18 protein-coding genes are annotated in these 17,705 nt (G+C 75.0%); 7 read left to right on the forward strand and 11 right to left on the reverse strand.

Annotated features, from left to right (window positions below; all coding sequences use genetic code 11):
* The first annotated feature begins 27 nt into the window (after positions 1-27).
* On the forward strand, positions 28-981 hold the full coding sequence (locus tag ABD994_RS02950) for an AraC-like ligand-binding domain-containing protein (RefSeq protein WP_345410886.1): 954 nt from the start codon (positions 28-30) through the stop codon (positions 979-981).
* On the opposite strand, the gene ABD994_RS02955 is transcribed toward ABD994_RS02950, so the two are convergent.
* On the reverse strand, positions 978-1,139 hold the full coding sequence (locus ABD994_RS02955; RefSeq protein ID WP_345410887.1) for a DUF1059 domain-containing protein: 162 nt from the start codon (positions 1,137-1,139) through the stop codon (positions 978-980). The two genes, ABD994_RS02950 and ABD994_RS02955, sit on opposite strands and share 4 nt — an antisense overlap.
* 155 nt (positions 1,140-1,294) lie before the next feature.
* On the opposite strand from ABD994_RS02955, the gene ABD994_RS02960 reads away from it, so the two are divergent.
* Positions 1,295-2,056, forward strand: coding sequence for an AfsR/SARP family transcriptional regulator (locus tag ABD994_RS02960; RefSeq protein WP_345410888.1), 762 nt, complete (start codon positions 1,295-1,297; stop codon positions 2,054-2,056).
* A 3-nt stretch (positions 2,057-2,059) separates the two neighbouring features.
* Here ABD994_RS02960 and ABD994_RS02965 read toward each other — a convergent pair whose 3' ends face one another.
* Both ABD994_RS02965 and ABD994_RS02970 read right to left on the reverse strand, forming a co-directional pair.
* On the reverse strand, positions 2,060-2,890 hold the full coding sequence (locus ABD994_RS02965; RefSeq protein ID WP_345410890.1) for an alpha/beta fold hydrolase: 831 nt from the start codon (positions 2,888-2,890) through the stop codon (positions 2,060-2,062).
* Positions 2,891-2,979: 89 nt separating this feature from the next.
* Positions 2,980-3,810, reverse strand: coding sequence for an SDR family NAD(P)-dependent oxidoreductase (locus ABD994_RS02970; RefSeq protein WP_345410891.1), 831 nt, complete (start codon positions 3,808-3,810; stop codon positions 2,980-2,982).
* 70 nt (positions 3,811-3,880) lie between these two features.
* Between ABD994_RS02970 and ABD994_RS02975 the strand changes: the two genes are divergently transcribed.
* Positions 3,881-6,259 carry a xanthine dehydrogenase family protein molybdopterin-binding subunit gene (locus ABD994_RS02975; protein ID WP_345410892.1) on the forward strand — a complete coding sequence of 793 codons (2,379 nt, stop codon included), beginning with the start codon at positions 3,881-3,883 and terminating at the stop codon, positions 6,257-6,259.
* A 58-nt stretch (positions 6,260-6,317) separates the two neighbouring features.
* On the opposite strand, the gene ABD994_RS02980 is transcribed toward ABD994_RS02975, so the two are convergent.
* Both ABD994_RS02980 and ABD994_RS02985 read right to left on the reverse strand, forming a co-directional pair.
* Positions 6,318-6,566 carry a hypothetical protein gene (locus ABD994_RS02980; protein ID WP_345410893.1) on the reverse strand — a complete coding sequence of 83 codons (249 nt, stop codon included), beginning with the start codon at positions 6,564-6,566 and terminating at the stop codon, positions 6,318-6,320.
* Between the two features lie 109 nt (positions 6,567-6,675).
* Positions 6,676-7,335 carry a TetR/AcrR family transcriptional regulator gene (locus tag ABD994_RS02985; RefSeq protein ID WP_345410894.1) on the reverse strand — a complete coding sequence of 220 codons (660 nt, stop codon included), beginning with the start codon at positions 7,333-7,335 and terminating at the stop codon, positions 6,676-6,678.
* A gap of 266 nt (positions 7,336-7,601) precedes the next feature.
* On the opposite strand from ABD994_RS02985, the gene ABD994_RS02990 reads away from it, so the two are divergent.
* Together ABD994_RS02990 and ABD994_RS02995 are read left to right on the forward strand one after the other, a co-directional pair.
* Entirely contained in the window at positions 7,602-7,973 is a 372-nt protein-coding gene (locus tag ABD994_RS02990; protein ID WP_345410895.1) for a hypothetical protein, read from the forward strand.
* Between the two features lie 23 nt (positions 7,974-7,996).
* Positions 7,997-8,749, forward strand: coding sequence for an SDR family NAD(P)-dependent oxidoreductase (locus ABD994_RS02995; protein WP_345410896.1), 753 nt, complete (start codon positions 7,997-7,999; stop codon positions 8,747-8,749).
* On the opposite strand, the gene ABD994_RS03000 is transcribed toward ABD994_RS02995, so the two are convergent.
* Positions 8,713-9,837, reverse strand: a complete 1,125-nt coding sequence (locus ABD994_RS03000; RefSeq protein ID WP_345410897.1) for an LLM class flavin-dependent oxidoreductase — start codon at positions 9,835-9,837, stop codon at positions 8,713-8,715. The two genes, ABD994_RS02995 and ABD994_RS03000, sit on opposite strands and share 37 nt — an antisense overlap.
* A 67-nt stretch (positions 9,838-9,904) precedes the next feature.
* On the opposite strand from ABD994_RS03000, the gene ABD994_RS03005 reads away from it, so the two are divergent.
* Positions 9,905-11,215, forward strand: coding sequence for a phytoene desaturase family protein (locus tag ABD994_RS03005; protein ID WP_345410898.1), 1,311 nt, complete (start codon positions 9,905-9,907; stop codon positions 11,213-11,215).
* On the opposite strand, the gene ABD994_RS03010 is transcribed toward ABD994_RS03005, so the two are convergent.
* Together ABD994_RS03010 and ABD994_RS03015 are read right to left on the reverse strand one after the other, a co-directional pair.
* Positions 11,191-12,921 (reverse strand): class I adenylate-forming enzyme family protein, encoded by a 1,731-nt coding sequence (locus ABD994_RS03010; protein WP_345410899.1) that lies wholly within the window; start codon positions 12,919-12,921, stop codon positions 11,191-11,193. The genes ABD994_RS03005 and ABD994_RS03010 overlap by 25 nt on opposite strands.
* Positions 12,922-12,978: 57 nt before the next feature.
* Positions 12,979-13,749, reverse strand: a complete 771-nt coding sequence (locus ABD994_RS03015; RefSeq protein WP_345410900.1) for an enoyl-CoA hydratase/isomerase family protein — start codon at positions 13,747-13,749, stop codon at positions 12,979-12,981.
* A gap of 58 nt (positions 13,750-13,807) precedes the next feature.
* Between ABD994_RS03015 and ABD994_RS03020 the strand changes: the two genes are divergently transcribed.
* Complete coding sequence (locus ABD994_RS03020; RefSeq protein ID WP_345410901.1) at positions 13,808-15,025, forward strand: enoyl-CoA hydratase-related protein; 1,218 nt, start codon at positions 13,808-13,810, stop codon at positions 15,023-15,025.
* Here the strand turns inward: ABD994_RS03020 and ABD994_RS03025 are convergent.
* The 3 genes from ABD994_RS03025 to ABD994_RS03035 are packed head-to-tail and all read right to left on the reverse strand — an operon-like array spanning position 15,022 to position 17,649.
* Positions 15,022-15,612 (reverse strand): TetR family transcriptional regulator, encoded by a 591-nt coding sequence (locus ABD994_RS03025; protein WP_345410902.1) that lies wholly within the window; start codon positions 15,610-15,612, stop codon positions 15,022-15,024. The two genes, ABD994_RS03020 and ABD994_RS03025, sit on opposite strands and share 4 nt — an antisense overlap.
* Complete coding sequence (locus ABD994_RS03030) at positions 15,593-17,164, reverse strand: AMP-binding protein (RefSeq protein WP_345410903.1); 1,572 nt, start codon at positions 17,162-17,164, stop codon at positions 15,593-15,595. Before ABD994_RS03030 ends, ABD994_RS03025 begins: the two co-directional genes overlap by 20 nt.
* The gene (locus ABD994_RS03035; protein ID WP_345410905.1) at positions 17,161-17,649 is read right to left on the reverse strand and encodes an ester cyclase; all 489 of its coding nucleotides are present in this window, start codon (positions 17,647-17,649) and stop codon (positions 17,161-17,163) included. The genes ABD994_RS03030 and ABD994_RS03035 overlap by 4 nt, the downstream gene beginning before the upstream one ends.
* Between the last annotated feature and the right edge of the window lie 56 nt (positions 17,650-17,705).

Here is a 17,705-nt window from a genome sequence, read left to right on the forward strand (position 1 = left end):
CTCCACGTCCCGTCACGAGGTGACCACGTGCCGCTGTCGCTGAGCATCGCCGACGTCCCGGCGGCCGAGCGCGTCGACCACCTGCACGAGCTCATCGCGACGAGCGTCCTGCCCGTCGACATGACGTTCGCGCCGGACCCCGCGGACATCGAGGTCGAGTTCCGAGTCGGCCAGGCCGGGCCGGTCAACTTCTCCTCCGCCCGCTCCAGCGCGAACGCCCTGCACCGCACCCCGGGACTCGCGCGGCGGGACCACGTCCCCCAGCTCTTCCTCGCCGTCCAGGTCGCGGGCACCACCGTCGTCGAGCAGGCGGGCGGCCAGGCCGTGCTGCGCCCGGGCGACATGACCGTCTACGACAGCACCCGGCCCTACACGGTGGAGAACCGTGCCCGGACCGAGCTGCACTACTTCCGCATCCCGCGCGAGGCCCTGGCGCTGCCGCAGCGCCGCCTCGACACCCTGCTCGGGGTTCGGATCACGCGCGCGCAGAACCCGCTCGCGGCCGCGGTCGGCTCGTTCTTCGGCACGCTGGCCACCTCCGACGCCCTCGACCACCCGGAGGCCGCCCGCCTCGTCGCCGCGCCGGGCATCGAGCTGGTGCGCGCGCTGCTCGCGGTCCACGCCGGCGCGGACGCGAGGGAGCCGCTGGAGGGCTCCCTCGTCGTCCGCGTCCAGCAGTACGTCCGCGACCACCTCGGCGACCGCGACCTCGGCGCGGAGCGCATCGCGGCCGCGCACCACGTCTCGGTCCGCCACCTCTACGCCGTGCTCGCCGCCGCCGGGGTGAGCCTGCACGCCACGATCCGCGACCAGCGCCTCGAGGGCTCCCGCCGCGACCTGCGCGACGCGCGCCTCGCCCACCAGGCCGTGGCCACGGTCGGGCGGCGCTGGGGCTTCGCCGACCCCTCGCACTTCGGGCGCGCCTTCAAGGCGGCCTACGGCGTGACGCCCGCGCAGTGGCGCCGCGCCGCCGACGGCTAGCCCGGCACGACCTCGATCCACCCGCGCACGACCGCCGGCGTCACCTGGGCGACGAGGTCGGGGTGGTCCTGGCGGACGTGGGCGAGGACCTGGTCGACGACCTGGCCCTCCTCGCCCGCGCGCGCCTCGTAGCCGCACTCGCACGTCACCTGGTTCATCGCTGGTCCTCCTCCGCTCGTCCGACGGTGCCACCGTCGCCCGACGCGTTGCCGCAACCTTGTCGCGGGCTTGTTGCCGTGTCCCCTCTGAACGGTCCACCGGGCCCGCGCCCCGCACTAGACTCCCGTGGCACGCGCCCCGGGGGGAGACCGTCATGTCCGACCACGACGGTCCACCGTCGGTGCGGATCCAGCTCCACGGACGGTTCGCCGTCGCGCTCCACGGTCGCCCCGTCGAGCACCTCCTGCCCGGGCGGCGCGCCCGCCTGCTCGTCGCGGTGCTCGCGCTCTCCTCCCGCAGCGCCGTCGACCGCTCGACGCTGATCGACGTGCTCTGGCGTCCCGCCGCCCCGGGCGACGGGGCCGCCGCGACGTTCTCCGCGCTCCTGTCCAAGGTCCGCACCGCGCTGGACCCGGCCGAGATCCGAGGCCGCCGCTGCCTCCAGCTCGTCCTGCCGCCCGACGGGATCGTCGACGCGTCGGTGGCCGAGGCCGCGCTGCACGCCGCGGAGTCGGCGAGCGCGCGGCAGGACTGGCCGCGGGTGTGGACCGAGGCGCTCAGCGCCCTGTTCGTCACCCAGCGCGGGTTCCTCTCCGACTTCGACGACCCCTGGAGCGAGGACCGGCGCCGGGACCTCGCCCACCAGCACCGCCGTGTCCTCGCCTGCTACGGGGAGGCCTGCCTGCACCTCGGTCCCGGCGAGCTCGCCGGCGCCGAGCGCAGCGCGCGGGCGCTCATCGAGCTCGACCCGCTCGCCGAGACCGGTCACCGGCTGCTCATGCGCGCCCTCGACGCCCAGGGCGACCGGGCCGCCGCGCTCGCCGTCTACGAGGACGTGCGGCGCACCCTGCGCGACCAGCTCGGTGCCTCGCCCAGCGCGAGCACCCGCGAGCTGCACGCCGCGCTGCTGGGTTGATCCTCAGCCGGCGATCGGCGGTGCCGGCTCGACGTCGAGGAACGTGGTCACGACGTCGGTCACCAGGGTGGTGCGGGCGAGGCCGGTGAAGTGGGTGGTGCCCGGCAGGACCGCGAGCTGCGAGGCGGGCACGCCGTCGAAGTCGCCGTTGACGTCGCCACCGCGCAGGCGCAGGAACCGCAGCGCGTGGTCGAGGCGCACCGCGTCGCAGTCGCCCACCGTCATGAGCGTCGGGGCGGCGATGCCCTCGATCTGCGCGTCGGTGAAACCCCCGCCGTCGTCGAACGACCCGAGCTTGTCGAGCAGGCCCTGCAGGCCCTCGGGGTGCGGGGACTTGGCGCGGTAGGACTCCGCCATCGGCGTCCCCTCGATCATGTCGACGGTCATCGCGCCGACGGCCTCCGCGTTCTGGGGCCGCATGCCGTCGGGCGAGAACGACACCGACGACACGACGAGCTTGCGCACGAGCTCCGGGTGGTGCACCGCCAGGTGGAGGGCCACCGCCCCGCCGATGGAGTTGCCGAAGACGTCGACGCGCTCGAGACCGAGGTGCGCCAGCAGCGCGACGACGTCGCCGGCCAGCGCGGCGGCCGACAGCGGGCGGTCGAGGTCGTTCGTGCGGCCGTGGCCCTGGAAGTCGGTCGCGACGACCCGCCGGGCCGCGGACAGCCCGGGCAGCAGGGCGCCGAACTGCAGGTCGATGTCGAACAGGCCCCCGTGCAGCAGCAGGAGCGGCACGCCGGCGGTGCCGGCGGTGTCGGCCGTGTCGGCGGGGCCGTGCACCTCGTAGTACATCTGCAGGTCGCCGACGGGGGCGTAGCCGGTGGTGCTCATCGCGGGCTCCTCGGGGTGGGCGCTGATCGTGACACCACCCCGTCGACCGGCGCGGGCCTCCTTCGACACCGGCCCGCGAGATTTCTCCGTCAGGCCCCGAAGTGCTCCATGCCGGCCTTCAGCGCGGGCAGCAGCAGGGTGCGCGGCGTGAAGCGCCCGCCGAGCGCGCTGAGCTGGTTGACCAGGCCCGGGGTGATGCTGCGGTCGCCGCGGGCCATCGCCGCGACGCCGGCCTCGGCGACGTCCGCGGCCTCGCCGACGACGAGGTCGGGCACCTGGTCGAACGCGTCGGTCCCCGCCGCCTCGGCGAAGCCCGTGCGCGTCAGGCCCGGGCTGACCGTGGTGAGGGTGACGTCGGTGCCGGCGAGCTCGGCGTGCACCGCCTCGGAGAACGACTGCACGAACGCCTTGCTCGCGGCGTAGCTCGCCGCACCGGGCAGGGGCTGGAACGCGGTGATCGACGAGACGTTGAGGACCGCGCCGGACGGGCCCCCCGCCCGGGCGCGCCGCACCAGCGCACCGACGGCGGCGACGGTGAGGTCGTGCAGCGCGAGCACGTTGAGCCGCACGAGGCCGTCGAGCGCGGCCCGCTGCCCGGCGTCGTCGGCGAGGTCGGCGACCCGGCCGGTGACGCCGAACCCGGCGGCGTTGACGAGCCCGACCACGCGCTCGTCGTCGAGCAGGGCGCGGACGTCGTCGAGGCCCGCGTCGGTGCCGAGGTCGGCGGCGTGCACCTCGTGCTCGAGCCCGGAGAGCCCACCCAGCTCGCCGGCGAGGTCGGCGAGCGCGTCGGCCCGGCGGGCGACCAGCGTCGTCGGGTACCCGCGGGCGGCGAGGGCGCGGGCGACGGCGGCGCCGATCCCGGAGGACGCGCCCGTGACGAGGACACGGGCGACGGGCCCGGGTGGTGGCAGCGGCATGGCGGGCCTGTACCCCGTCGGCGCCCGCCGCACTTGCGTTCGAGCGCACTCGAAGGCCTACCGTCGACGCGTGCCTGGTTCGATCATGGGAACGGCCGTGCGGCGCGTCGAGGATCCGGAGCTGATCCGCGGCCACGCCACCTACGTCGACAACATCGTCGCGGACGGGACGCTGCACTGCGTCTTCGTCCGCTCTCCCCTCGCCCACGCGCGCGTCGGCACCGTCGACGCCGCGAAGGCCCGCGAGGCGCCCGGGGTCGTCGCGGTCCTCACCGGCGACGACCTCGCCGACATGCCCGACCACCGCCCGTTCATGGTGCTCAACGACGCGTGCGCGCGGCCGCTGCTCGCGCGCAGCAAGGTGCGGTTCGTCGGCGACATGGTCGCCGCGGTCATCGCGGCCACCCGCGCCGAGGCCGTCGACGCCGCCGAGCTGGTGGAGGTCGACTACGACCCGCTGGAGCCCGTCGTCGACCCGGAGGCCGCGCTGGCCGACGGCGCGCCGCTGCAGTTCGAGGAGCTCGGCAGCAACCTCGCCGCGGGCTTCCGCGACCCCGAGGACGTCGCCCCGCTCGATGACGCCGAGGTCGTCGTGCGCGCGCGCATCGTCAACCAGCGCCTGGCCGTCGCGCCGATGGAGGGCAACGCGGTGACGGCGGCGCCGGGCGCCCCCGACGGGCCCCACGACATGACCGTCCACGTCTCCACGCAGATGCCCCACGGCCTGCGCGGGCAGGTCGCCGCGCAGTGGGGCTGGGACACCGACCGCGTCCGCGTCGTCGCGCCGGACGTCGGCGGTGGCTTCGGCGGCAAGGCCGGGATGGCGCCCGAGCACGCGGTGGTGATCGAGGCCGCGCGGCGCCTGGGCCGCGCCGTGACCTGGACCGAGACGCGCTCGGAGAACCTCACGGCGATGCCGCACGGGCGCGGGCAGGTGCAGTACGGCGAGCTCGGGCTGCGCCGCGACGGGACGATCACCGGGCTGCGCGCCCGGGTGGTGGGCGACGCCGGCGCGTACGCGGGCTTCGGCGGCGCCCTGGCGCTCGGCCCGACGCGCAACATGGCCCAGGGCGTCTACCGCATCCCGACCATCGCCTACGACGCCGCGGCGGCGTTGACCACGACGACGCCGATGGGCGCGTTCCGCGGCGCCGGCCGCCCGGAGGCCGCGGCGATGCTCGAGCGGCTGGTCGACATGGCCGCCCGCGAGCTCGACATGGACCCCGCCGAGCTGCGGCGGAAGAACTTCCTGCAGCCCGACGAGTTCCCGCTGACCACCCGGACGGGGTCGCTGTACGACTCCGGCGACTACGCGGCGCCGCTGGACAAGGCGCTCGCCATCGCCGGGTACGACGACCTGCGTCGCGACCAGGCCGCGCGCCGGGAGCGCGGCGACCGGGTGGCCCTGGGGATTGGTCTCGCCGTGTACGTCGAGGTCACGGCCGGGGGCGGTACGCAGGAGTACGGCGCCGTGAGCGTCGACGAGGACGGCGGGGCGACGGTGTCGGTGGGCACCTCGGCGCACGGCCAGGGGCACGCGACGTCGTTCGCGATGATCGTGGAGGACCGCCTGGGGATCCCGATGGACAAGGTCCGCTTCGTGCAGTCCGACACGGCGGCGGTGCCGCGGGGCGGCGGCACCGGCGGGTCACGGTCGCTACAGCTGGCGGGGTCGAGCGTGCTCGTCGCCGCCGACACGGTGCTCGAGCGGGCCCGCGCGGTCGTCGCGACCGCCCTCGAGGCCGACGTGGACGACATCACCCCCGTCGAGCAGGGCCTCGGCGTCGCCGGCGTGCCCGACCGGGCGCTGTCGTGGCGCGAGGTCGCGGCCGCCGCCGCCGAGCAGGGGGTGTCGCTCACCGAGGCCCGCGACGAGTCGCAGCCCGGCGCCACCTACCCGTTCGGCGCCCACGTGTCGGTGGTCGAGGTCGACCTCGACACCGGGCGGGTGGCGCCGGTGCGCCACGTCGCCGTCGACGACTGCGGCACGGTGCTCAACCCGACGCTCGTGGCCGGCCAGCAGCACGGCGGGCTCGCCCAGGGCATCTCGCAGGCGCTGTGGGAGGGCTTCTCCTACGACGACGACGGCAACCCGACGACGGGGAGCTTCGCGGCCTACCTGCTGCCCACCGCCGCGGAGCTGCCGAGCTACGAAGCGGCCAGCACCGAGACCCCGACGCCCTACAACCCGCTGGGCGCCAAGGGCATCGGCGAGGCCGCGACGATCGGGTCCACCCCGGCGGTGCAGAACGCCGTCGTCGACGCCCTCGCGCCGCTCGGGGTGCGCCACGTGGACATGCCGCTCACGCCGGACCGCGTGTGGCGCACGATCCGCGCCGCCGAGGCCGGCACCCTGGCCGACCCGTGGTCGGAGCCGCCCGCCGTGTTCGCGACGCTCCCCGTGCGGGGCGCGTCGGCGGACCCGGAGGCGGCGTCCGTGGACGTCTAGGCCGACCGTCCTGCGTGAGCAGTTGCGGCCCGTATACGGGCCGCAACTGCTCACGTGGCTAGCTGCTGCGGCGCGGGCGGGGCGCGACGGGCTCGGCGGCGCAGTCCGGGCAGTGCTCGCGCTGGACGTCGAGGTCGCGGCCCGCGGCCCAGAGGCGCACGACGTCGAGCGCGGGCGTCCGGCGCTGTCCCGGGACGGCGTCGGGGTGGTGGTGGAGCGAGCCGTCCCGCATCGCGTCGCGGACGGCCGCGACACCGGCACGGATCCGGGCGCTGTCGAGGGGGGCGAGGTCGGGTGTCGCGGTCATGCCACGAGGATCGGCTGCCGCGGGCCGAGACTCGATCACTCAATCGGTGCGGCGTGCCTCCTGGACGCCGAATCACCCATCCGTCGCAACCAGTTGCGTAGAACGGCCGTCACGAGGCGTGAGGGACGCCCCCGCAGGCCGCCCAGACCATGCTCGCGGTGCGGTGGGCCCAGTCGTCCGGGAGGTCCTCGCCCCGCAGGGCGTGCGCCAGCCACGACGCCGCGAGCAGGTCCTCCGCCGTGCCGCGGTCGGCCTGGGCGCGCACGGCGCCGGCCTCGACCCCGGCCCGCAGGCAGGCCCGCAGACGCCGGTGACGGGGCGCGAGGAGCTGCTCCCGGACGTGCTCGCACACCCGCCCGTCCGTGCCCTCGAGCAGCATCACCGCGACGAGCGCGGTCGCGTCGTGGGTGGCGACGAAGTGCCGGAAGCGCTCGAGCTCGGCGACGAGGTCCTCGAACGGGTCGCCGGTCGGCGCCGGCTCGGGGTCGTGGGCGATCGTGCCGAGCGCGGCGAGGGCGAGCTCCGTGCGCCCGGCCCAGCGCCGGTAGACCGCGGCGCGGGTCGTCCCCGCCTCCTCGGCGACGGCCGCGACCGACAGTCCCGGCAGGCCGCCGGCGCGCAGGTGCCGCAGGGCGACCTCGAGGACGTGCCGGTCGATCTCGGCGTTGCGCGGGCGACCGTTCGACGACCCGTCGGACGGGGGCCGGGTGCGCCCGGAGGCGGTGGGAGCAGCCGGGGCGGGCCCGGCGCCGGGATCGGCGGGAGGCACGCCACGAAGGTGACCCGAACCGGGCGATACACAAACGTGGTGTATCGCTACGCAACGTGTCACGGGCAGGTCAGCGCCGACCGAGGAGCGCCGACTCTGACGCAGAGACAGCATCGTTGGGCCAAGTGGGTGGCTCACAGCTGGCGTCGATCCCGGACCATTCGGCGATCGAGATACCGTCCGTATTGCTTGCCGAGCTGTGACGACGTTAACGTTTCGCAATCCGATACATGTCTGCTGTGTATCGCCCCGGCGGGAGGAGCCCGATGATGATCACCAACCGCGACCTCGACGTCATCGGTCCGCTCGCCGCCGTCCCCGGTCCCCGCGCCGCAGCCCCGCAGGTCGACACGGGCGGCGCCGACGAGTTCGAGCTGCTCCGCGACGCGCCGACGGCGCACGCCGGCTGGTCGCTGCGCTGCCGGCGCGAGGCGCGCGTCGTCTGGTCGATGCCGCTGGCCCCGCGCGGCGCCGCCCCCGGGGTGCGCCCGGGCATCGCGCAGGCCGTGGCCGTCCGCGTGCTCTCGGAGCTCGGGGTGTTCGTCAGCGGCTGGAACCAGCTCGACGACGGCACCGAGAGCGACGACGCCTGGCGCTTCGTCGCCCGCCGCCCGCGCCACGCCTCCGCCCTCGTGTGAGGACCGACCCCTAGGGTCGGCCCGTGGGCGGACCCTGGGCGCTGGTGGCGGGCGGGTCGGGCGGCATCGGACGCGCCGTGGGGCGCCGCCTGGCCGCCGACGGGTGGGATGTCGCGCTGACCTACCGCACCCGCCCCGAGGCCGCGGCCGCCGCGGCGGCCGAGGTGGAGGCGGCGGGACGCCGGGCGGTCACCGTCGCGCTCGACCTCACCGACGCCGACGCCACCGCGGAGGTCGTCCGCACGGCGACACCCGAGCCGCCGTCCGCGGTGGTCTACGCGTCCGGTCCGCACATCCCGATGCGGTACCTCTCGGCGATCACCCCGGAGCGCTACCGCGAGCAGATCCTCGGCGACACCGTCGCCGCCTACAACCTGTTCCACCCGTCGCTCTCCGTGCTGCGGGCGACCCGCGGCAGCCTCGTCGCCCTCGTGACCCCGGCGATCGAGCGGTACTCGAAGAAGGACGCGCTGTCGTCGGCGCCGAAGGCGGGGATCGCCGCGACCGTCCGCGGGATCGCCGCCGAGGAGGGCCGCTACGGCGTGCGGGCCAACTGCGTCGGGGTGGGCCTCGTCGAGGGCGAGGGCATGTGGCGCGAGCTCGTCGCGCGCGGCGACTACACCGACGAGCTGCTCGACACCGCGCGGCGCAACCTCGCGCTGCGCCGCTTCGGCTCGGTGGACGACGTCGCCGAGGTCGTCGCCTTCCTCGTGTCGGACCGGGCCGGCTGGATCACGGGTCAGACCATCGACGTCGACGGCGGGTACGCGCTCTGAGCCGGTGCCGCGATGTCCCGGTGCGGGTCGACCGCGGCCAGCTCCGGCAGCACCTGCTCGGCGTAGACCTCCAGCGCCCGCTGCGCCACGTGCTGCGGCATGCCGCCGAAGGAGAAGAGGTTGACCACGCCGCCGGCGTCGAGCGCGCGGACACGCTCGACGGTCTGCTCGACCAGCTCCGCCGGCGTCCCGCCCATCTGCAGGTCGGCGAGGAAGCGGTTGAACGCCGGCAGCCCGTGCTTGTCGATGTTGCGGCGCAGGCCCGCGTAGTACTCGTAGCCCGGGACGTGCTCGAGGCGCGCGTCCGTGAACCCGTAGTGGTCGATCGTGGAGCGCGCGTAGGCCGTCGCGTACTCGTCGTGCAGGTCGCGGGCGCGGGCCGGGTCGGGGTCGACCGTCGTGAAGTTGACCAGCACCGGCGCCGGCGGCTCCACGCCCTGGATCTCCCGGAACAGCTCGCGGTACTCCGCGGTCTCCCGCACGGTCACCGCCCACGGCTTCTGCGCGATGAGCATCAGCCCGTAGCCGAGCGTCGCCATGATCCGCGCCGACTCCGGCGACACCGCCGACGCGTAGGTGCGTCCGCGGAACGTCGTGACGGCCGGCGGGTGCAGCTCCGCCCGCGGCTGGCGGTAGAGCTCGCCGTCGGCCTCGACCGCCCCGGTCTCGAACGCGCCGGAGATCGCCGTCGCGTACTCGACGAACCGCTGCCGGGACTCCCCCATCTCGAGGCGGAACCCGTCGAACTCGACCGACCCGAGGCCGCGCCCCAGCCCGAGCACCACGCGCCCGCCCGACACCGAGTCCAGCCAGGCGATCTCCTCGGCCACCCGCACCGGGTCGTGCCACGGCAGGACCATGACCATCGTGCCCAGCCGGGCGTGGGTGGTCCGGCCCGCGAGGTAGGTCAACAGCTGCGCCGGGTTCGGCATCATGTGGTAGCGCGTGAAGTGGTGCTCGGCGGTCCAGATCGAGCCGAAGCCGCGTGGCTCCGCCTGGTCGGCCAGCGCGAGCCCGCCACGCACCACGTCGTGGTCGTCGCGGCCCTCCTCCAGCCCCTGGAAGAACAGCCCCATCCCGACGTGCACCGGTGACCACCCCCGTTCTTGAATCCAGACTAGAAAAAATCGGCGGCGTGGGCAACGATCCGGAGCCATGGAGCAGCACGACACCGACGTCCTCGTGATCGGAGCGGGGGCGGGCGGCCTGTTCACCGCCGCCCGGCTGGCCCACCGCGGGTACCGGACGCTCGTGGTCGAGCGCCTCGACCGGGTCGGCGGGCGCGCGTCGAGCGAGGTGATCGACGGCTTCACGGTCAACAACGGCGCCATCGTCATCGAGACGGGCGGGATCACCGAGCAGACGTTCGCCGAGGTCGGCGCGCGGTTCGACGTGCGCCCGGCGAAGCCCCCGATCCTGTACCGCCTCGGCGGCAAGGACGTCGACGTCACCGGCGGCGGGTGGGGCTTCCTGCTCTCGAAGCTCACGCGGCAGGGCGCCAAGCTGCTCGACGGTCTCGGCGCCGCCCGTACGGACGACGGCCTGCCCGACGCGGAGCTCTCCACCGCCGACTGGGTGCGGCGGTACACGGGCAACGAGAAGGTCCACGGGATCTTCCGCAACATGTGCGCGTCGATCTTCGCGGTGTCGTCGGAGGACCTGCCCGCGGCCGTGTTCCTCACGTACTTCACCCGGCGCAGCGCGTTCAAGAAGTTCGGGTTCTGCCCCGAGGGTACGATCGGGGTCTGGCGCGCGCTCGCCGACGCGATCGAGGGCAGCGGGCGCGGCGAGGTGTGGCTCGACAGTGAGGTGACGTCGGTGGACCTCGGCCCGGACGGCACCGTGGCCGGCGCGACGGTGGTCCGCGGGGGGCAGCCCGTGCACGTCTCCTGCCGCGTGGCCGTCAGCGACGCCGGTCCGGCCGCGACCGCCGACCTCGTCGGGCGCGACCGCCTGCCCGCGGACCACACCGCGACCGTCGACACCACGCCGTGCGCGATGCTCGTCGTGAACTTCGCGAGCCGGGAGCCGCTCGTCGAGGCGCCGGGCCTCCTGAGCTTCGCCACCACCCGCCGGATGTGCTACGTCGCCAACTTCACCGCGACCTGCCCCGAGATGGCACCCGAGGGCTGGCACCTCTACAACGGCACGTCGGTGCCCGAGCCCGCGACGGGCGACTTCGACGCCGACCGCGAGCTGGAGCTGCTGCACGAGGACCTCCGCGAGCAGATCCCGGGGTTCGACGGCGCCCGCGTGCTGTCGACGACGGTGTGGCGCGACGCGTGGCCCCCGCAGCGCGCGGTCGCCGGTCACGACCTCCCGCACACCACACCGATCGCGAACCTGTGGAACGTCGGCGACGCGGTGAAGCAGTTCGCGAACGGCGGCACCACCGCCTGCGCCGAGACGGCCGCGCTGGTGGCCGACGAGGTCGCCGCCCGCTACCCGGTGACGACGCCCGTCTGAGCGGGCTCCTCCGACGCCACCATCCGCGCGAGCTTGTACTTCTGGACCTTGCCGGTCGGGGTGGTCGGGAGGTCGGTGGCCTCGACGAAGACGACACGGCGCGGCACCTTGAACCGCGCCAGCTGCTCGCGGCACAGCGCGATCAGCTCGTCGCCGGTGACCTCGACCCCCGGCTTCGCCACCACGCAGGCGACGCCGATCTCGCCCCACCGCTCGTCGGCGACCCCGACCGCGAAGGCCTGGCTGACCCCCGGGTGCCGGGAGAGGACCTCCTCGACCTCCTTCGGCATCACCAGCTCGCCGCCGGACTTGTAGAGCTCCTTGCTGCGCCCGGTGAGCACGACGTAGCGGTCCCCGGTGACGTAGCCGAGGTCGCCCGAGCGCACCCAGCCCTCGTCGTCCAGCGCGGCCGCGGTCTCCTCGGGCTTGCGCCAGAAGCCGAGCATGTTCGTCGGCCCGCGCGCGGCGAGCTCACCCTCCTCGCCGATCGGCAGCGGGTCGCCGGTGAGGACGTCGATCGTCCGGTACTCGGTGAGGTCCCCGGTCCCGGGGAGCCCCGCCGAGCCGGCCAGCTTCACCCGCCCGACCGTGCCCGCGAGCCGCTCGAACGGGTCCTCGGGCAGCGTCAGCGTCATCGCGCCGCCCTGCTCGGTCATGCCGTAGCCGGTGACGATCTCGTCGACGCCGAGGGTGTCGCGCACCTTCTCCCACAGCCACACCGGGGCGGGCGCGGCACCGGAGAGGATCGCGCGCAGGCTGGACAGGTCGCGGGTCGCGAGGTCGGGGTGCTCGAGCAGCGCGACGGTCATCGTCGGCACGCAGAGGATGTCGGTGGCGCGGTGGCGCTCGATGCCCTCGAGGTAGCGGCCGGGGTCGAACGCGGTCTGCGGGACGATCGCGCCGCCGACCATCATCGCCGCCATCAGGCCCTCGACGTAGCCGAACATGTGGTAGCAGGGCAGCGAGAACAGGATGCGCCGGCCGTCCTCGAACGCCCGGGTGAGCGCCGACGCGTAGCCGGTGCGCTGGCTCGCGTCGTGGGTGATCAGCACGCCCTTGGGCGAGCCGGTGGTGCCCGACGTGTAGAGGATGTCGGCGACGTCGTCGGGTCCCGGTGTCTGATCGGCACCGCGGTCGGCGCTGCCGCCGGGGTGCTCGCGGCCGAGCTGCTCCAGGTCCTCGACGCTCCCGACGCCCTCGCGGGAACGGCCATCCGTCGACAGGGTCACGACACCCCGCAGCTCCGGCAGTGCCGTCTGCTCTCCCCCGTCCCAGCCCGGAGCGATCTCGTCGAGCATCCCGAGGTGGTCGAGCCCGGCGAAGCCGGTCATCGTGATCAGCAGGGTGCACTGCGACTGCTCGAGGACGTAGCGCAGCTCGTCGGTGCGGTAGAGGTAGTTGAACGGGATCGCGACGGCGCCGGCGCGCGAGATCGCGAACTTCAACGGCACGAACTCGACGTAGTTGGCCATGACGAGCCCGACGCGGTCGCCGGGACGGACGCCGAGCGCGACCAGGCCGTCGGCCAGCCGCTCGGTCCACGCGGCGATGTCGGCGTAGGTGACGGTCCGGTCGTCGGTGATCACCATCGGGCGGTCGGCGAACTCCTCGGCGCACCGGGCGAGCCGCTCGTGCAGCGTCATCGGCGTCCAGGTCGCGAACCGCCGCCGCAGGACGTCGCGTCGCTCGTCGAGGCTCGCACCCATCTGATCACTCCCGGCGCCGTGTCCCCCGTTTTTTAGTCGCGAGAAGAATACAGAGCTTCACCGGCGGCGGAAGGCCTCGAGACGGGCGGCGACGGCCGGGTCGGCCAGGTGCTCGAGGACGACGTCGGTCTCGCGCGCCAGACCGTCCTCGAGCGGGAGACGCAGCCCCTCGTGCACGAGCCGCTTGGTGCGCGCCGTCGCGCCCGGGTCGGTCCGGAGCAGCCGCTCGACGACCTCGGTCACGAGCGCCTCGAACCCCTCGGCCGGCGCGCTGCGCCACGCGAGCCCGAGCCCGACGGCCTCGGCGCCGGTGAGGCGCTCGCCGAGCAGGATGTGCGTCAGGGCGCGCTGCGCGCCGAGGGCCCGCGGCAGCCGCTGCGAGCCGCCACCGGCGGGGACCTGGCCGAGGCGGGCGTGGTTGTCGGCGAGCACCGCGTCGTCGCGCACCACCACGACGTCGGCGGCCTGCACGAGCTCGAAGCCGCCCGCCGCCGCCGAGCCCTCGACCGCGGCGACCACCGGCACCGGCAGCGTCGCCACCACCGAGCACGCGCGGTGGAACGCCGTGAACAGCCGGCGCAGCGCGTCGGGTCCCTCGGCGGCCAGCCGCGTCACCTCGTCGGTGTCGCCGCCCGCGCAGAAGTGGCCGCCGGCGCCCCGGACCACGACGACGCGCGCCCGCCCGGCGAGGTCGACCAGCGCGTCGTGCAGCCCGTCCGCGAGCGCGACCGTGATCGCGTTGCGGGCCTGCGGGCGGTTCAGGACGACGTTCCCGACAGCATGACCCGGCGGGCCCTCGAGCCGGGTCAGGACCGGTGACTCGGGCACGGTGACTCCTCTGTCGCTGCGTGTTCTAATCTACATTAGAAGAATGGGAGGTCCGCCCGTGACGGAGCCCGAGAAGACCGTGCGCGCGCTGTACGACGCCCTGGCGGCGGGCGACCGTCCCGCGCTCGAGGGCCTGCTCGACCCCGGGTTCACCGGGCAGGCCACCGAGGGCCTCCCCCACGGCCTCGGCGGCACCCACGCCGGCGCCGACGCCATGATCGACGACTTCTGGTGGGCGATCGGGCGCCACTACCGCGTCCGCGCCGAGCCCGCGGAGTTCCTGCCGCTGGCCGACGGCGGCCTCGTGGTGCTCGGGCGCTACACGGGCACCGCGCGCGAGGGCGGGCGCCCGCTCGACGCCGCGTTCGCGCACGTCCTGACGTTCGCCGCCGACGGCCGGGTCACCGGGCTGCGGCAGTACACCGACAGCGCCCGCTGGGCCGCCTCCCTGGGATCTCACGAGGACCGCTCGACGCCCGCCGGCCGGCGGGAGCTGCGCGTCGTGCGCTACGACGTCACCGACGGCCTCGCGACGATCGAGCTGGACCGCCCCGAGGCGGGCGGCGCCATCGACCCGACGATGGTGGAGGACCTCGACGAGGCGACGTTCCGCGCCACGCACGACCCGGCCGTGCGCGCGGTGCTGATCCGCGGCACGGGCCGGAGCCTGTCGGTGGGCGGCGACCTCGCCTACTTCACGCGCCACGCCGACGACATCCCCGCGCGGCTGCGCGGGATCATCGACCGCTACCACGTGACGCTCGACCGGCTCGCGACGCTCGACGCGCCCGTGGTCTGCGCGGTGCACGGCGCGCTGGCCGGCGGCGGGCTGGGGCTCGCGCACGTGTCCGACGTCGTGATCGCCGCGGACGACGCCAAGTTCGCCGTCGGCTACGGCGCGATCGGCCTGGCCTCCGACGGGGCGAACACCTGGTACCTGCCACGTCTGGTCGGGATGCGGCGCGCGCAGGAGATGTTCCTGCTCAACAGCGTGCTCACCGGGCGCGAGGCACTCGACGCCGGTCTCGTCACCGAGGTCGTGCCCGCGGCCGAGCTCGCCGCCCGCGCCCAGGAGGTGGCCACGACCCTCGCCGCCGGCCCCACCCGCGCGTTCGGGCACATCAAGCGCCTGCTGCTCACGAGCCAGGACACCGACCTCGCCGACCAGCTCGCCGAGGAGACCCGGCACATGACCGCCTCCGGCGCCACCGACGACGCGCGCGAGGGCATCACCGCGTTCGTGGAGCGGCGGCGCCCGGACTTCCGGGGCCGCTAGGACGGCAGGCGCAGCAGCGCCGCGACGACCTCGGCCGTGCGGGCGGGCGGCTGGCCGGCCAGGCCCGCGGCGTTGAGCGCGCCCAGCAGCAGGTCGCGGACCTCGGCCGGGTCCGGACCCGCTGGCAGCGTGCCGTCGTCCTGCGCCGCGGCCACCAGCTCGGCCCAGCGCCGCAGGTACTCCCGGCGCAGCGCGCGGAAGCCCGGCACCTCGCGGTGCAGCGCCGCGAACTGCGGGGCGAGCACCACCACCGCGTAGTCCGACAGCTCGGCCAGGGCGCGCAGGTGCGCGGTGATGCCCGCACGCAGGCGCTCCGCGGGCGTCGCGCGCTGCGGAGCCGCCATGGCCGCGTCGAGGCGCTGCAGCGAGGCGCGGATGCCCTCCTCGAGCACGGCGGAGATGAGGTGCTGCTTCGACGGGAAGTGGAAGTACAGGCTCCCGGTGCGCAGCCCCGCCGCCTCGGCGATGGCGCCGAGGCCGGCGCCGGCCGGGCCGTGGCGGGCGATCTCCGCGGCAGCCGCGTCGAGGATGCGCCGCCGCGTCAGGTCGCCCTTGCCGAGGGCCCGCTCAGTGGATGCGCCTGCCATGACCGCGCCAGTATGGCTCGCGCAGGGCGGGCTTGATGACCTTGCCGGTCGCGGTGCGCGGCAGGGCGTCGACGACGTCGACGGACTTCGGGCTCTGGAACCCGGCGAGCCGCGCGCGGGCGAAGGCGACGACCTCGGCCGGGTCGGGCACCGACCCCGCGACCGGCACGACGACGGCCTTGACGGCCTCGCCCCAGCGCTCGTCGGGCACGCCGATGACGGCCACCTCGGCGAGGTCCGGGTGCGCGGCGAGCACCCGCTCCACCTCGGCGGGGTAGACGTTCTCGCCGCCGGTGACGATGCGGTCGCCGGCACGGTCGACGAGGTGGATCCGCCCGGCGGCGTCGAGCCGGCCGAGGTCGCCGGTGCGCAACCACCCGTCGGGTGTGAGCGCCGCGGCCGTCTCCTCGGGGCGCCGCCAGTACCCGACCATGTTCTGCACCGACCGCGTGCGGATCTCGCCGATGGCGCCGGGCGCGGCGTCGGCGCCGCTCTCCGGGTCGACGATGCGCAGCTCCGTCCACGGGTACGGGCGCCCGGCCGACGCGAGCGCCGGCCCGCCCTCGCGGTGCTCCGCGGCGGAGAGCTGCGCGAAGGCGCCGGTGGCCTCGGTGAGCCCGTAGATCTGCACGAAGTCGCAGCGCAGCGCCACCATCGCGCGCTTGAGCGCGTCCTCACCGATCGGCGAGCCGGAGTAGATCATCTGCCGGAGACCGAGCGGGCGGGAGTCGACGCCCGGCACCGCGCACAGGGCGGCGAGCATGGTGGGCACGCAGAACGCCGTGGTCACGCCGTGCCGCTCGATCGCGTCGAGCACGTCGGCGGGCACGAAGTCGCGGACCACGACCGCCCGCGCGCCGCGCGCCATCCCGGCCAGCGCCCACGCCAGCCCACCCATGTGGAACAGGGGCATGGCGACCAGGCTGACGTCACCGTCGCGGAAGCCCCACGCCTCGGCGATCCGGTCGGTCAGCACGGCCAGGTTGCGGCCCGCGAACACCGCGCCCTTGGGTCGGCCCGTGGTGCCCGACGTGTAGAGCTGGAAGGCGTCGTCGTCCGGCGCCGGCGCGCGCTGCGGGTCCGCGGCCGGCACCGCCCACTCGGCCAGGGCGCGCCACGAGGAGTCGGACCCCGCCGGGACCGCCCCGAGCGCGACGACCCGCCGCACCCCCGGACGGTCCGCGAGCACCGCGGCGAGGGCGGCCGCGGCGGGCTCGTCGACGAGCACGGTCGTCGCCGCCGCGTCGTCGATCATGGCCGCGAGGTCGTCGGCGGCCAGGCGCGGGTTGAGCGGCGTCAGCACCGCCCGGGCCAGGCCGGCGCCGAACAGCAGCGGGAAGTATCCCGGGTCGTTGCGCGCCACGAGCACGACCCGCTCGCCGACGTCCACGCCGTCGCGCACCAGCGCCGCGGCGACGGCCTGCGCCCGCTCGCGCAGCGCGGTCCACGTCGTGCCCTCGCCGGGCCGGCCGGCCGGCTCGACGGCGACCGCGTCGGGCGCGGTCGCGCACCGGTCGTCGAGCAGCGCGCGCAGGCTCACGACCGCACTCACGACCGTGCTCCCCGCCCGACGCCGATCTGCTTCATCAGCCCGTGCAGGTCGTAGGTCGCGTTGAGGTAGCAGGCGCGGTCGCCACGGAAGTCGAAGACCTCGAGGCCCGCGAAAGCGAACGCCCGGCCCGTGCCCTCGATGCCGGGCGGGTCGAGGCGCCCGGTGAAGTGCCCGGTGCCCCGCCAGTGGAACCCCGCCCGTGCGCGGTCGTCGGCGTAGAGCGGCGGGGCGGTCACCTCCCACTGCAGGTCGGGGTAGGCGCCCAGGACGTAGCCGATGTAGCCCTCGGCAGCCGCCGGGCCCTGCACGTGCCAGCCGGTGTGGCGCGTGGTGGGGCTGTCGAGCACGAAGTCGTCGGTCAGCAGCTCGCGGCAGAGCTCCGGCCGGTTCTCGTTCCACGCCCGGATCCAGCCGTCGTACCAGCGGACCGCGAACGCGCGGTCGAGCGGCGTCGGGTCGCACTCCGGGATCACCACAGCCGTCACGGCCACCTCCTCTAACGTTCGTTAGAATCTAACGAGCAACAGATTTCGGCACAAGA

It is taken from the genome of Actinomycetospora chlora, assembly GCF_039542135.1.
GTDB classification, from domain to species: domain Bacteria; phylum Actinomycetota; class Actinomycetes; order Mycobacteriales; family Pseudonocardiaceae; genus Actinomycetospora; species Actinomycetospora chlora.